Source organism: Scytonema sp. UIC 10036 (assembly GCF_009725235.1).
In genome coordinates, this window is the sequence record NZ_WJFC01000173.1 from 14,638 (window position 1) to 29,391 (window position 14,754).

Genomic DNA, 14,754 nt, shown 5'->3' on the forward strand with positions numbered 1-14,754 from the left:
TAAGACACCGTAGGTTGGGTTGAGGAACGAAACCCAACATTTAATGAAATTGTTGGCTGTTGTTATTACGGTGGATGAAGGCACAGAAATTGAGTTCATCACCGATCGCTCAAACGGGCATTATCTGGTTATGTTTATTGGTTGGCGGGATGAAGTTCAGGTATATGGAACTTTGATTCATATCGATATTAAAGGGAATGAGATTTGGATTCAGCAAGATGGTACGAATGAAGGGATTGCTCAACAATTGGTTGAGGCTGGTGTTCCTAAGAGTGATATTGTTTTAGGCTATCGTTCGCCAATTGTTCGGCAATTTACAGGGTTTGGCGTGGGAGTTGAGAGCCAATCTGAAATTCAGCCGTCACCAGGAGTAGGGTTGACAGTGAAACCTAACAAACGTCGTCAATGTTGGGTTTCGTTCCTCAACCCAACCTACGTGTTCTCATTTTTGATGTTATCCATATATACTCCGGTAATTTGCAACAAATATCGTATTTATAATTTTTGTCAAAATCATACAACTTTTCTGCCATTGAAAATATAGAATTTCGATATCGAGTAACGATACTATTCTTTTGCAACCTCTTTAAACCAGATGTGTATGTGTTAAATAAAACGTTAACTCCGTTTGGTTAGTTCTTGCAGGGGGAATTGTAGGTTTTGTAGCAAAATTGTTAACTTAGGTCAAATTGCGCCTGAATCTAATATTTTTGCTTTCAATTCGTGATATATAAATGTTCGTAAATAAAGCAATGTGACTGCGGCAAAACTGTTAAGCAGCTTAGTCAAGTCACTGAGTATTTGTGCGTGGAAAATTTGTTTCGTAATGAAGACTAGAAAAGGATAGACTTCTGAACACTGTGGGAATAAGTCAATGAAAAAATTAGTCAAGTTAGCTTTTGCAATTGGCGCGTTGGCAATAACTACTCATTACTCCATACCAGTCAGTTATTCGCAAACCACGTCACAAAAAATTAGCGTTGATGGTTCTAGTACAGTTTATCCAATAACTCAGGCGATCGCAAAAGAATATCAGTCAACCCAAAATAGTAAAGCACAAGTAACAGTCAATGTTTCCGGTACGAGCGGTGGTTTTGAACAATTCTGTGCTGGAAAAACAGATATTAGTAACGCTTCGAGACCTATTGCCAAGGAGGAAATGGAAACTTGTAAGAAAAACAATGTCAGGTATATAGAACTCCCTATTGCTTTTGATGCCCTTAGCATAGTTGTCAACCCACAAAACAATTGGGCAAAAGATATTACATTAGCAGAGCTTAAAAAAATTTGGGAACCTGCGGCTCAAGGGAAAATCACCCGTTGGAATCAGGTACGTGCATCTTGGCCCAACCGTCCTTTAAAATTGTACGGTCCGGGGAACAAGTCTGGTACTTTTGACTACTTTACAGAGGCGGTTGTCGGCAAATCCAAAGCAAGTCGCAGTGACTACACAGCTAGCGAAGACGATGAAGTGTTAGCACAGGGAATCAGTAAAGACGCAGATGCTTTGGGCTACTTTGGCTATGCCTATCTTGAAGAACATAAAGATAAGTTAAAAGCAATAGCTGTTGATAGCGGATCTGGACCCGTACTACCATCACGTGAAACTGTAGAAAAAGCCAAGTATCAACCGCTATCGAGACCTTTATTTATTTATGTAAATCCTTGGGCTGGTGAAAACAAACAAGCGGTTTACCAGTTTGTCGATTTCTATCTGAAGAAAGCGCCCGTAGTATCAGCTTCTGTGGGCTACGTACCTTTACCAGAAGAAGCTTACCGTATCGATTATGTTCACTTCCATAAGGGTAAAGTAGGAACAGTGTTTGGCGGAAAGTCTCAGCTAAACCTGACAATTGGGGAGTTGTTACGGCAACGAAAAGAGTTTTAAGTCCCCCACCTCGTTCCCAGCCTCAGGCTGGGAATGCCTTCAAGGAGGCGGAGCCTCCTGTGTCACTCTGTTAAGTACTTATGTATAAATATTTATATATTTTTTAAAGCAACTGAAATCGCTGTATTCCAGCACTCTCCAGAGTTCAGAGTTTAGAGTTCCCTCTCCCAGTTAGATAATTTATTTTGCAAAAGATTGGCTCAATCTCTTAGAAGAGTTGACACAAACTCTGGGAATTAAACCGACGAAATTTGTGCGCCGTGGTGAGCGGGTTTCAAAAAAGCGCGTTCAACCTGTCGATCTGTGGATACTTGAACTTGACTTTTTGGTGTACTACTTTACGTTCATATGTTTGTTATACCAAAAACGGTTTAGAACCTGACTTTTCAACAATTGTCAACAATCGTAGGGGCGCAAGGCCTTGCGCCCCTACAAATGCTATAAAACCATTCCAAAAAGAACAGTTGCTAACCGTTTACAGGATATAGTAATTTTGTATTATAATTTGGGTATAGGAGATATTGCGTGTTTAGTTATATATCGTTAAGGCTGGTTTCGGCGCAAAGATCAAATCAAGGAGGGGACTATGGTAAACGTCCATGATGTGGCATCCTACATTTTAGAGAAAATAGGACCATTAATGGCGATGAAACTTCAAAAACTTGTTTACTACTCCCAAGCTTGGTCTCTTGTCTGGGATGAGGAACCTCTTTTTCCTGAAAAAATTGAAGCGTGGGCAAACGGTCCTGTAGTACCCGCGTTATACAATAGCCATAGGGGTCAATTTAAAGTTTCAGAGTTACCTGAAGGAAATTCTGGCAACCTTACACCAACTCAACGCGAAACTATTGATGAAGTCATTAAGTTTTATGGCAATCGTTCTTCTCTGTGGTTAAGCGATCTAACTCACAAAGAAGATCCTTGGATAAATGCTCGTCAAGGATTAATGCTTGGAGAACGTGGGAACCAAGAAATTACTCATGCTGCAATGGCAGAATATTACAGCAGTTTGTAATTAAGCCATGAGTAAAAATAAAAAGCCAAAAACAAAAGTTAATCCCTCTTCTGCTAAGCAACCTAAAATAGCTTCCTCACCAAATAGCTTTTATAATATGAATCCGTCTTGGCGTATTTCTAGACTTGAAATGCTAGGTCCCTATGGTTGGCACAAGTTAGACACCAAGACGCTTCTTCATGTTAAGGACAAACTTGCTTCTTTTGAAACTATGACTTGGGCAGAAATTCTTGTGAGTGGTAAAAAATTTAATCATTTAGTAAATGTCAATGATTTGTGTTCAATAGCTCAAGCACGTTTAAGTGAAATTGGACAAGATGATATAGATGAACTTGTTTCACTCCGGCTTTCAGGAAAAGAAAGAGTATGGGGAATTCTAGATTTAGGTGTATTGACTCTTTTGTGGTGGGATCCAGAACATGAAGTTTGCCCGTCTATTCTCAAAAACACATGATTTACTTCTGATGTTTGAACGTATATTTATAAAATATAATTTTCTCATGATATGACCTTTAATATAGCTGAAGAATTAGGGCGTTTGTTTGAAGTTGGATTCAATATTGGGATTCTTGCCTATATAAAAGAGAAGCAAATTAAACACAATTTTGGGAACTTGTATCTTCAGGAACTACAGCAACTCAAGTTTCCTAAAATGTTAAAACAGATTCTTAGTAAGATAGTTGGTTCTTTAGAGAGAGAAATTGTCGAAAAGTGGAGCATCTTTTTTCTACAAAAAGGATTTTTTTGTGGATTAAACTTTTTTGGAGAATATATTAGAGCTATAGACTGGGATAAGCCAAATAAATTAAGAAATCTAGAAATATTGTATCATCAATGTAAGTTTAGCGGTGATAACAGTATAGGAACTTACGAAAATAAAAATACAGAACAGTGGTTTAAGGAAGTCTTGCGCCAGTTTGACGCATTGAAAGAAGAAGATATGGATCGCTGCATTGAACAATATGTCTGGAAGGAATTAAATCTGGGAAAAAAAGGGGAGTTTATCAATGCAGATACTCTTATTTTGCTACGTAACCGGAAGCAGGTAAAAATTTTGTGTGTTGATTTATCTGTTTTTTCTATCAGGACAGAGGAAGAAGTCAAAAATTTAGATTATGTGGAAATTATCCGACGTTTGTTGCTCGGAGATATTAATTACCTACGCTCAAAAAGTGTTTTTTCTCAATTAAATATAGATACAGAATCTTTAGAGTTGGATTTTTCAGAAGATTTAAAGAGCTATTTTACAGCTTTTAAGTATAAAGATAAAGAGAGCTCTAAGCTCATTCAAGCAGCAGGTTATCTTCATAGTTTTTATAAATTTTTAAAAGAAAACAACATTTTGCCAGAAGAAGCATCAGTGGTATTGCATGCAGTAGGATATAGCGATCGCGGATTAAGCACAATGTCTGTCCGCCCAGACAATTTAGCTATTTTAAAAAATTGTTATGAAATTTATAAAAATGATGTCAGTGGGAAAGAAATTAGCACGGCTCGTCTGCAAGTTTTCAATCAAATTAAGCGAAGTGCATATAAAAGCTTTACCGATGGAAAAAACTTTGTAGATCGGCTTTTAGAAATTCAACCAAATCAAACAAATATTATTACCCATCAAGAGCAAATCAATGGATTTTTCAATTCAGTCGGTAAGGTTCCTGATGAACTGGTAAATCAATTAGGATTATCAGAGAGTTTAAACTTGAGAAAAGCCCATGCAGAACTGATAACAAAAGCTCTTGGCTCTAATGTTACTTATTTATTTTTAACAGGAAATCCCGGTATTGGTAAAACCACAGCAATTGTAAATTTTCTAAAAAAACATATCAATGATGGTTTTCTCTTCTTTTACGTTAGCCCCAGAACACAAGTAAACTTGGATATTATCGAGAAATTTAAAGACCAAAATTCTCAGAAATTGTGTGATGATAGAATATTCGCTCTCAATACACATAACACTATCATTTCAAATAACTCTGGAGAATATACTGTTCAATACCTTTGGAATCGCCAACAGGGAGATTTTTCTTCACAGTCTGTAAACTTCCGCGATAGAAGAAATCCGAATTTACGCGGAAAACGTTCCAATAAAATCAAGAGACAGACAGAGGATTCGCTTCAAGATATGGAGCAGAAAGGGAGGGGTGTTTTGAATAGTATGTGCGAAGCTGTATCTATAATTATAGAGAGTGGACGTTCCAATAATATTGTAGCTACGGTTGCAATACAGTCTTTAAAGAAGACTTATACAGATGACACTTTAAAACATTTTGAGAAAATTTTTAGAAGTGCTGTTAACAAAAAAGAAAATAAAGTTATTCCAGAGAGAATGAAAAACATTTCTCGGAAAATCAAGCATCTGTTTATTATGATAGATGAAATCACTGGAGATGACAGTGGAGTAGAGTTTTTAGATGGGATAGGTAAAATATTAACAAATTATAATTTGATGCTTCCCGAATACGGATTTAACACCAAAGTCATTGTAGCTGATGCTTCAATTGTTGATGAAAATATTATCAACCAACACCTTGCTGATAAATCACCCGAACCTAATAAAATATATTTTCGCAAGGCTTCAGATGAGTTTCAACCTCTGATGTTAAAACAGTTTAAATTTAAACATTTGCCAGCAACTCTTATTAATGCGAATTCCTATCCTGCTCGTAGTTTATCTATTACCTATAAAGTCGTGGTGGAATCTTCTCAATTTAATGAGGAGTTACGTCTTCAGCAAAAGCAGAATTTCATAAAAAGCTTGCAATTCGAAATTTTTCGAGATATAAAAATTCTGTTAAACAATCCTGACGTTGAGCAAGCAATCGTTTATATTCAAGATAAGCAAAGATTGGCTCAATTAATTGACAGAATTAAAGAGCAACAGGAAGATTTTCAGCTATTCCAAGATTACTTAGAAATACACGCCAATATTCCCGAAGAAGAAAAAGAACAGATTAATAAATATAAAAATGATGTCAAAATTATTTTTATGACAGCTTCTGGAAGTAGAGGATTATCTTTTCCCAAAGCAAAACATATTCTTGTGGAAATTCCCAGCTTTCAAATTGAAAAGAACCTCATGGAAGTCATTCAGGTGATTTATAGAGGACGTGGGGATGATGAAATTGACAATCAAGATAAGGAACTCATTTTTTACTTAGCAGAACGTTCGGTTTACTATCAAGATGAACTTCAAAATCAGCAGTTATCCATACAGGAAAGCGTACTCAATCTTTTAAATATATTGTTGATTCTAAAAGCTTCGATAATGACCAGGATTTTCGGTTCTGGCAAAATTGGCAGAAGTCATTTTATTATTATTCCGATAGGTGGCAAATCTGTATTTGCTGTAGGTGCAACTTTTTCAGAACAAATGGCAAATCTCATCAGTGAGCTTAAGCAGGTACATAGGAGAAATCCAAGCGATATTTTAGTAGAGAGTGTTTACACGCAATTACAACAATTGTTTAGTCAGGCAGAATTTGTGCTTAGAGATACTACGGAATCTAATTATTTGGATTTACGCAAGTCTTTTAATAACCAGTTTTCTCAGATTTGTAGCAGTCTTGATAAGTTATTAGATTTTGGAAAAATTGAACTGGGTTATATTAGTGGAAGCTTATTAGTTGTTCCTATTCCAGAAAATGTTTTAGAGGAAACTTACCAGATGTCAATGCTGGATATTGCTAACTATGCTAATGAAGATTTGTGGCGGAAAATGCAGTATATTAGTTACAGTAAATCTTATCCAGAAAGTTTGCGCTCTGCTATTAAGGATGCGATTGAGTTAGCGAACAAACTTAGAGATGGCGTTGATAGAACACAAAAGTTCGAGCAGAGTAGCAAGTGTTTAGATCGGTATTATGCTTTTCCTTTATTTGCATTTATGAGCGGTAAAGCTATGAGTGAATATTTTTCGAGCAATCCAGAAGAACCAAAAAATGAGTCTTTTCGCGAGATTCTTGCTACCTATATTCGGACGCTCTATTCTGTAGGGAATATTTTCCCCATCGGTCACAATTATCAAGATTTTCCTTTTGTTGTCTTTAGAAGTTATAGTTTGGAGGAAATGAGGCAAAAGATTTTTACAGACAAATATTTGTTGAGTTCTAATGAGTTAAATGTTATTAATTTGATTCTTTCAAAAGAAACAGTGTGAATTTTGCATCAGATACAGGCGTAGGGGCGCAATGCGTTGCGCCCCTACTTGAATTGGCAGAAGAATTTTTGGATAGATAATATGTTTAATGCATAATTTTGATTTTCCAAGACGTTATAGAGGTGGATAAGGTGAGTACAACCCAAATATCTTTACGACTGGGAGGCGATCTCCCTTCTTCAGAAGAGTTGACACAAACTTTAGGAATTAAACCGACTAAATTTGTGCGCCGTGGTGAGCGGGTTTCAAAAAAGCGAGTTCAACCTGTGGATCTATGGATACTCGAACTTGCCGAATTTGATACTGATAGTACTGAGGAAGAGAGAGATAGCCAAATGCTACAAGTTGCTATTACATTACAAAAAATTTCATCTAATCTCGCAATACTCGATCGCACTAATTGCAACGCTGATTTGTACATTAGCACTATTCGAGAAGAAGACCAGGGTGGGTTAACATTACCCCCAGAACTGGTTGCGGCTACTGCATCTGCTGGGTTATCTATCCAAATATCCATCCTTGTTATGCTGGATGACTACTTAGAACCAGAACCTGGTTCTTCATTATCTACCACTATGGTAGTTGACAGTTAAGCTAAAAGCACCATCTCAACCTTAATCGAGCAGCCCGGTAACTGTTTTGAATAAAGTAATCAAGCGTGGTACTACGTTAAAAGAAAAACCAGAGGAGCGGTTCCATCATAAAAAACTGACATTACTGCATCATGGAGCGTTACAGACACCACGCTTACCTATGCCATTATACGGTTCCGATCGCATGGCTTACTTACGGTTAAAAGGGATTTATCCCTCGAATATGCTGGAAGGCGATCGCCAGTTTTGGCTGTAGTTGCACACCATTTCTGAAAGCCTTACCTTTAGGGAGCATCCCAATATTAAACAAAGTTTAGTGTTGATCTTTGTTATTGGCAACCTCTACTTGATTTTCATAGTTAGAGTATATTAAGTTTTTTGTTCCTTTACTACTAAGAAGTTTTTTCATTTGTTCACTTTTAGTTTTTTCACCTAGAAAATAGGTTAATGTTGCAATCACCAAGGCAACACTCAATCCAAAGGGCAAGATTTCTCTTCCACTCTCCCACCTCACTGCCTGTCCAAGGAACACAACACCTAAGATCACTACCACAACACTGGCAAGCTTATTTTTAAGGTCATCAATGCTACGAATCTCTAACCAGGCAGGCACCTTGACGCGATTGTCAATAAAAAGTTCATAGAGTCCCAACGCTGCAATGTAGAAAACTGTTGCAAGGAGAAACACATCAATGATTTCAATAAACGATATAATCATTATCTTTGCTTCTTTGCTAGATACATTACCTACGCCGAGCGCGATACCGATTGTGGTGACAGTTTGAACAGCGCCGTATACTAAGAGTGTAAACCCTGCCAATAATAAACAAATGACAGGAAGTAGAATCGATACTTGACAGCCAAGAAAAATCTTCTGAACGATATTTCTCAAAAGCATATTATTAATCTCTTTACTCCAAAACCTTGTTATCTGAGATTTTCAGCGTTTGTAACAATTGGGTGACAAACGCGATCTAATATTTGAGGAAGGTAGATGGATACTAGGGTCTTAGCATCACCTTCGATACAATATCCCGCATACTCCCCGCAGTATGCCTCGTGTCTTTCCCCGATAACCAACCTGGATAAACTGGTAACAAATTAGCCAAAACGTATAAGAGTTTTTTCTAACCTACCTACTTAGCAAATATAATTTGTACTCATATAGGAATCATAACCTGATGTATGAAAAATTGTCAGTACTTTATGGGCAATGTCCACTAAAAACCTTATGGTTACAAGTTGTTGCTGACTTTGCCGCCTACCTTGAGATAAAGAGAGTGAGGAAGCCACTCAGGAACTTGAAGGCACTCCTGGGTTAGTTAAATCCTTTGAAAGAGGAAAAAAAGACGTTTCTGAAGGTTGTGTTACGCCTTTTAAGCAACTCAAAAGGAAGTACTCACTCATAGAATAAACCATGCAAATGTTAGCAACTATAATTAGTTATCATAGAAAAGCTATAATTGGCAAAAACTAAGGTTTGTATAATGGAAGATACAATGCAGAAAGTTGAAAACAACATTGAAGAGAACCCTGAAGCGATCGCACTTTCTCAAGCGATAGAAATTCAAGAACAAATCAACCAGTACTTAAAACAGCTATCTCTAGAGAGATTACAAGTGGTGGCTGATTTTGCAGCTTACCTTGCAGATAAAGAGAGCGAGGAAGCAACTCAGGAACTCGAAAAAATTCCAGGGCTGTTAGAAAGGCTTAAGAAGAACCGAGAAGTAACTCCCAAAACTCATTTAGTAAATTGGAGAACGATTCGCTCGGATGTATGAAGTTATCTTGTATTCCGATGCACAAGCATTCTACGCAGCCGCAGACAAAGCGCTTGCCAAAAAAATAGCTAAGTGTCTGGAGCAGTTGGAGCGCAATCCCCGCTCTCACCCAAACATTAAACCGCTTAAGGGAAATTATTCCGGTTACTTCCGTTATCGAATAGGAGACTATCGAGTTGTCTACTCAATAGATGAAGAAGCTATGCAGGTATTGGTATATACAATCGCTCACCGTGGTGAAGTCTACGATTTATAGAAGATTTCAACTGAATGAGGTGCAACTCCTCATCCGCGTTTATCAGCGTTCATCTGCGGTTCCTATACTCTTAAGTTTATCGCAAACAGCGAATAGCCTCCAAAAGACCTCTAGACTTATTCAACGTCTCCTCATATTCCTTTTCCGGATCGGAATCAGCAACCAAACCAGCACCAGCTTGCACGCTCACCATATTATTCCGAACCACCATCGTCCGAATTGCGATCGCACTATTCAACTGTCCTTCAAAATCATAATACCCATAAACCCCAGAGTACACCCCGCGCCGGCTGGGTTCCAACTCATAAATAATTTCCATGGCTCGGATTTTGGGTGCGCCACTGACTGTTCCTGCAGGAAAACACGCCTTCAGTAAATCCCATGCTGTTTTTCCTGGTGCAAGTTTACCCACAACATTACTCACTATATGCATCACGTGAGAGTAACGCTCAACGACCATCAATTCATCAACTCTCACAGTCCCACTTTGACAAACTCGCCCCAAATCGTTCCGTCCCAAATCGACAAGCATGACGTGTTCTGCAATTTCCTTGGGGTCTTGAAGTAAATCAAGAGCATTTGCTGCATCTTCTTGGGGAGTTTTACCTCGCGGACGTGTTCCCGCAATAGGACGCACAGTCGCGATCGCGTTTCCTTCTGCATCCAGTTCTGCTTTTACCATCACCTCCGGGCTAGAGCCGATAATTTGCCAATCCTGAAAGTGAAAATACGTCATGTAAGGCGAAGGATTGATTTGCCGAAGCGATCGATAAAGAGAAAAGGGGTCACCTGTATATTCTGTTGTCAATCTTTGGGAAATAACGACTTGAAATATATCTCCTGCTTTGATATATTCCTTTGCTTTCTCAACACTGGCACAAAAGCTCGAGCGCGTGAAGTTACTCTTGTACTCCTCAATTCCCGTTCCTTTTTCCGATTTGTTTGTTCCTGGTGGCGTCCATTCTAGAATAGTCTTTTGCGGCGACACGGGCAAAGACAGCTTGCTAACCATATAAGTTACGCGAGCGCACGCTTGTTGGTACTTTTGTTCTAAGGCTTTCCCATTCTTCGTTTCGACATCGCGCAAGTCAGCATATGCGATCGCCCAAATTTTCCGCTTCACCTGGTCAAAAATCAACAAGCTATCCACCTGCATCCACAATCCATCGGGAATATTTCTTTCATCAGGTGGATGAATTGGGACTCGCGGCTCTATCCAATGAATCAATTCATAGCCCCAAAAACCAAATAAACCCCCAATCCCTGGAGGTAATTGAGGTAATTTCACTGGTTTATACGGTTCCAAGCAAGCTTGCAAAGCCGCAAAGGGGTCACCTTCATAAACTTCCTGAGAACCATTGCGGTGTGTTTGAGTGACGCAATCCCCCCTTGCTTCTAAAACCCACAACGGATCGCAACCCACAAAGCTATACCGTCCCAGTTTTTCTCCACCTTCAACGGATTCCAGCAAAAAGCTATAAGGTTGACCCGCACATACTTTGTACCAAGCAGACACTGGTGTATCGAGATCTGCCACCCATTCTTGGTAAACCGGAACAAAATTGCCCTCTTTAGCTAACTCGGAAAACTCGGAGAATTCTGGAAAAATCATAATGATTGGTTAGTGGTTAGTGGTTAGTGGTTAGTGGTTAGTGGTTAGTGGCTGTAGTTAATGGTTGATTGTTACTACTAACGACCAACTACCAACTACTAACGACTAACTACTAACCACCAACCACTAACAATTAACTATGAATTGGGAGCATCATAGGTAGCCGTACCGCTAAATTTAACTTGAGCGGCGCTGGGATTTTCACCAATTCTACGGTCGTTATAACGAACTTTTTCGCGACCTTGGTTAACTTTTTCTGGAAAGACACCATCAGCTGGGTGGATATACTGAATTTCTCCGTTGGGGAAAATCCGATAAACTTTGTAGTCTGTGATTTTCAACTTCCGGAATACTTGACCGCCCAGGTAGATGCCATACTCTTTGCGAGCCAAGTATAGCAGGTTCTCTCCTTGGCGCATGATAGCAGTACCACCAGTGGGTAGTTCAAAGGGCTGTTCCTTGGGGCTAGTCCAAGTAATAGCGTACTTTTCTTCTATTTCTGCTTTTTTGAGCAAGCCGCCAGTGGTACCACTAAAAACGGGAGTTTGTCCAGAAAGTGTTTCCGCCATAGAGTTCTCTCTCAACGTTTTTAGGGCATACTATCACCGCAGCTAGCCTTATATTGCGATTACGTCATAGACTGTAACAGTTTTTGGTAATTGCTAATGGCTAATGGCTAATGGCTAATGGCTTATAGAACTTGGCAATTAGCCATTAGCAATGAGCAATTAGCCATTAGCTCTTCAATTATTTACTCTTGACTTTTGAAGGTTTTTGCTCTTGGCTGCTCTCTATGATGGGTATGGTAAAGTGAAACTGGCTGCCTTTGTTTTTGCCTCCGGATTCTGCCCAAATTTCTCCGCCCCAACCATTGACAATTTGACGGCAAATTGCTAATCCCAGACCAGTTCCACCAGTGGTACGCCGCAATGCCCCTTCTTCTTGATAAAATCTGTCAAATACAATTTCTAGCCGATTCGGTTCAATCCCCCGCCCGGTATCCGCTACTGTGACCTCAACCATTTTTTGATTGTTGCGCTCGGCCTTAACTGTGATTTTGCCATCTTCAGGTGTAAATTTACACGCATTATCTATCAGTTTTGCTAAAACTTCTACCAGCCAATCACCATCAGCTTTCACTAGGGGTAGGTTTTGTGCAATTTGAGTTTTAATTGTGGGGATATTTTCGTTGTCGAAGCGACTGCGGATGCGGCTTAAGGCTAAATCAACGCACTCCTGTAAGGTGAGTGATTCGGGATGCCACTCTACCCTTCCGCTTTCTAAGTTTGAAAGAGTTAGGAAATCTTGTATCAGTTTTCGCATTCTTTCTGAGTCAGAAAGCGCTGTGTTAAGCATCACCTGTCTCAATTCCAACGGCATATCTGGTTCGGTAGCAAGGCTTTCCAAGCACACCTGTATTGTGGATAGGGGAGTTCGGAGTTCGTGACCGGTGATTGCAATCAAATTACTGCGCGTGCGATCGAGGGCTTCTAACTGCTGGTTAAGTTCCTCTAAGTTGGCATATGCTTCTGCTTGGATCAGCGCGACTCCTACTTGTGTGGCGATCGCTTCTACTAAATCAAAGTCCCCAGTCTGCCAATCATGTATGGTTTCTTTACAATAATGGAGTTCAACAATACCTAACAACCGTCCCTGGTAGAACACGGGTTCCATCAGCCAAGACAGAATTCCGTGTTTTTTAACAAGTTTTGAAAGTGCTTTGGAACTAGTAATGTAAGAATCAGTTCGAGTATCAATAACACAAACACCATCGTTTTGCAGTACCACTTCTCGAAACAGGAGGTTGTTTTCCAAAGGCCAAGGTCCTCCTAAAATGGATGGGACTCCAGGGCTTAAAAACTCGTGTTCTATTTTGGCGTGAACATCTGTTGCTTGAGCGCGGTATATCAAACAACGGCAAGCTTCTAAATTTTGTCCGAGTTCTTGCGCTGCGACTTTGAGAATTTCTTGAGGATTGAGCGATCGCCTAATGGCAGTACCAATAGAATTGACTAAACGCTCTTTTCGTGCTTGGCCTGAAATAGAACGATAAGCTTTATGTAATTTATACTGACTTGCTTGTAAATAAGTCACCAAGCGTTGAACAAAGGGGTCTGTATCGATATTACAAGCATATTCGCTGCTGTGTATTACTGTAGCTTCACCTCTGTTCTCGGACAGCCCAAACCTTTGACGTGCTTGTTCAATTTTGTCCAACAGTTCGGGTCTGTATTCCAAAATTCTGTTCAGTAGCAAGTCGGCGGCTTTCAGACTGACACCTCGTTCTGCTGTCCAAATTCCTTCAAACCTCCGCGCTGTATCCATGTCTAACGAGGGAGTGTTCTCTCGCAGTTTTTTGTTTTTGGTTATAGATCCAACGCTTTCCCGACAAACCAGACAAGTCGCGTAGTTTTGAGCTATGACCACTAAATGCCACTCTTGACTCAAAGCATCTTCTGGTTCAAAGGCAATTTTTTCATAATACTCGGAACTATTGGTAAAGTCCGTTTCTGGTGCTGATAGTACGTATATTTGATTGCTTCGCTGAGCTAGCCTCTGATACCGATGAGCCTCTTGGCGGTAAAATCTCTCTCGCTGAAAGCTCGCGATCACTAAAGGCTGCTCCAATTTTGCAGCCAAAACTTGATCTTCCATCGCATGGGAGAGCGCCGTTAACGAAGCTTTAAAATATATCTGGGGCCGCAGGTAGGGTAGAGCCTGTAGCAATTCACTCAGCATGGAAGTCGAAATGCTCATCAATGTCTTTTAGTAGCCACAATCTCAGATAAAATCCATGTCACAGCTGCATTGTACAAATTACAACGGACTCTTTTGTTAATAAAATGGTTGCAATATGTAAAGAATTGTAAAACTCCTTTTTATAAAAACAATGAGGAGTCGGCGGCGGGGCATAGGGAGTGAGTCTTCGAGATATAAAGAAGACGCATACCACAACCATGGTACGTTTTCGTTATCCATCGGCTAATGTTGGGAAGTTTCAATAATAGCTGACTTGCATAATCTAATATAGTTCACCAGGATCTACTTTAGGTAGTGGCAAGTAATTAAACGAGGTGAAGTGTCATCCGGATATGGTAGGCAGTGTTTGCCCTACGCGTATTTCAAATGTCAAAATCTGTAATTGAGCTAGCAATTTTGTTGCTCAAAAATCTCTTTATTATTTTTTAGAACATTAAAAAAATTTCCACTTAATCTGTTAGAAATAAGTTAGAGCAAGATTCAAATCTATGCTTATATGTTAATGGTTGCTATGTTTTAGTCTATTCTGACCCATATTCACATTTTACAATTTGTGCAAATGAACACAGAAATATTGGCTCAAAATGTCATATGTCACTCTTCTTATAAAATTTGTAAGAAATAAATATTGATAAATAGGACTTACACAAAGCCCCCTACCCCCCTTAATCCCCCCTTATAAAGGGGGGAAAT

At 39.3% G+C, this 14,754-nt stretch carries 13 protein-coding genes; 9 read left to right on the forward strand and 4 right to left on the reverse strand.

Translation table 11 applies throughout. From position 1 onward, the window contains the following. Positions 1 to 43: 43 nt before the first annotated feature. The 7 genes from F7734_RS66465 to F7734_RS46655 all read left to right on the forward strand — a co-directional run bounded on the left by F7734_RS66465 (position 44) and on the right by F7734_RS46655 (position 7,908). Positions 44 to 544, forward strand: coding sequence for a XisI protein (locus F7734_RS66465; RefSeq protein WP_155751131.1), 501 nt, complete (start codon positions 44 to 46; stop codon positions 542 to 544). Positions 545 to 874: 330 nt separating this feature from the next. Further along, on the forward strand, positions 875 to 1,888 hold the full coding sequence (locus F7734_RS46625; RefSeq protein WP_155751132.1) for a PstS family phosphate ABC transporter substrate-binding protein: 1,014 nt from the start codon (positions 875 to 877) through the stop codon (positions 1,886 to 1,888). Between the two features lie 586 nt (positions 1,889 to 2,474). Next, complete coding sequence (locus F7734_RS46635) at positions 2,475 to 2,903, forward strand: type II toxin-antitoxin system antitoxin SocA domain-containing protein (protein WP_155751134.1); 429 nt, start codon at positions 2,475 to 2,477, stop codon at positions 2,901 to 2,903. 7 nt (positions 2,904 to 2,910) lie between these two features. Beyond that, complete coding sequence (locus F7734_RS46640) at positions 2,911 to 3,357, forward strand: hypothetical protein (protein WP_155751135.1); 447 nt, start codon at positions 2,911 to 2,913, stop codon at positions 3,355 to 3,357. Between the two features lie 51 nt (positions 3,358 to 3,408). Continuing rightward, positions 3,409 to 7,059, forward strand: a complete 3,651-nt coding sequence (locus tag F7734_RS46645) for a helicase-related protein (RefSeq protein ID WP_155751136.1) — start codon at positions 3,409 to 3,411, stop codon at positions 7,057 to 7,059. Between the two features lie 131 nt (positions 7,060 to 7,190). Next, positions 7,191 to 7,652 carry a DUF4279 domain-containing protein gene (locus tag F7734_RS46650; RefSeq protein WP_166482583.1) on the forward strand — a complete coding sequence of 154 codons (462 nt, stop codon included), beginning with the start codon at positions 7,191 to 7,193 and terminating at the stop codon, positions 7,650 to 7,652. A 46-nt stretch (positions 7,653 to 7,698) separates the two neighbouring features. Further along, complete coding sequence (locus F7734_RS46655) at positions 7,699 to 7,908, forward strand: hypothetical protein (protein WP_155751138.1); 210 nt, start codon at positions 7,699 to 7,701, stop codon at positions 7,906 to 7,908. 57 nt (positions 7,909 to 7,965) lie between these two features. Here F7734_RS46655 and F7734_RS46660 read toward each other — a convergent pair whose 3' ends face one another. After that, complete coding sequence (locus F7734_RS46660; protein ID WP_155751139.1) at positions 7,966 to 8,550, reverse strand: YqhA family protein; 585 nt, start codon at positions 8,548 to 8,550, stop codon at positions 7,966 to 7,968. A gap of 601 nt (positions 8,551 to 9,151) precedes the next feature. Here F7734_RS46660 and F7734_RS46665 point away from each other — a divergent pair. Both F7734_RS46665 and F7734_RS46670 read left to right on the forward strand, forming a co-directional pair. Beyond that, complete coding sequence (locus F7734_RS46665; RefSeq protein ID WP_155751140.1) at positions 9,152 to 9,433, forward strand: hypothetical protein; 282 nt, start codon at positions 9,152 to 9,154, stop codon at positions 9,431 to 9,433. After that, positions 9,426 to 9,689: a type II toxin-antitoxin system RelE/ParE family toxin gene (locus tag F7734_RS46670; RefSeq protein ID WP_155751141.1), complete on the forward strand. Its 264-nt coding sequence runs from the start codon at positions 9,426 to 9,428 to the stop codon at positions 9,687 to 9,689. The genes F7734_RS46665 and F7734_RS46670 overlap by 8 nt, the downstream gene beginning before the upstream one ends. A 76-nt stretch (positions 9,690 to 9,765) precedes the next feature. On the opposite strand, the gene trpE is transcribed toward F7734_RS46670, so the two are convergent. The 3 genes from trpE to F7734_RS46685 form a co-directional block, all read right to left on the reverse strand. Continuing rightward, positions 9,766 to 11,301, reverse strand: coding sequence for an anthranilate synthase component I (trpE, locus tag F7734_RS46675; protein WP_155751142.1), 1,536 nt, complete (start codon positions 11,299 to 11,301; stop codon positions 9,766 to 9,768). 137 nt (positions 11,302 to 11,438) lie between these two features. Next, complete coding sequence (locus F7734_RS46680) at positions 11,439 to 11,870, reverse strand: photosystem I reaction center subunit II PsaD (RefSeq protein WP_155751143.1); 432 nt, start codon at positions 11,868 to 11,870, stop codon at positions 11,439 to 11,441. A 178-nt stretch (positions 11,871 to 12,048) separates the two neighbouring features. After that, on the reverse strand, positions 12,049 to 14,058 hold the full coding sequence (locus tag F7734_RS46685) for a DICT sensory domain-containing protein (protein ID WP_155751144.1): 2,010 nt from the start codon (positions 14,056 to 14,058) through the stop codon (positions 12,049 to 12,051). Between the last annotated feature and the right edge of the window lie 696 nt (positions 14,059 to 14,754).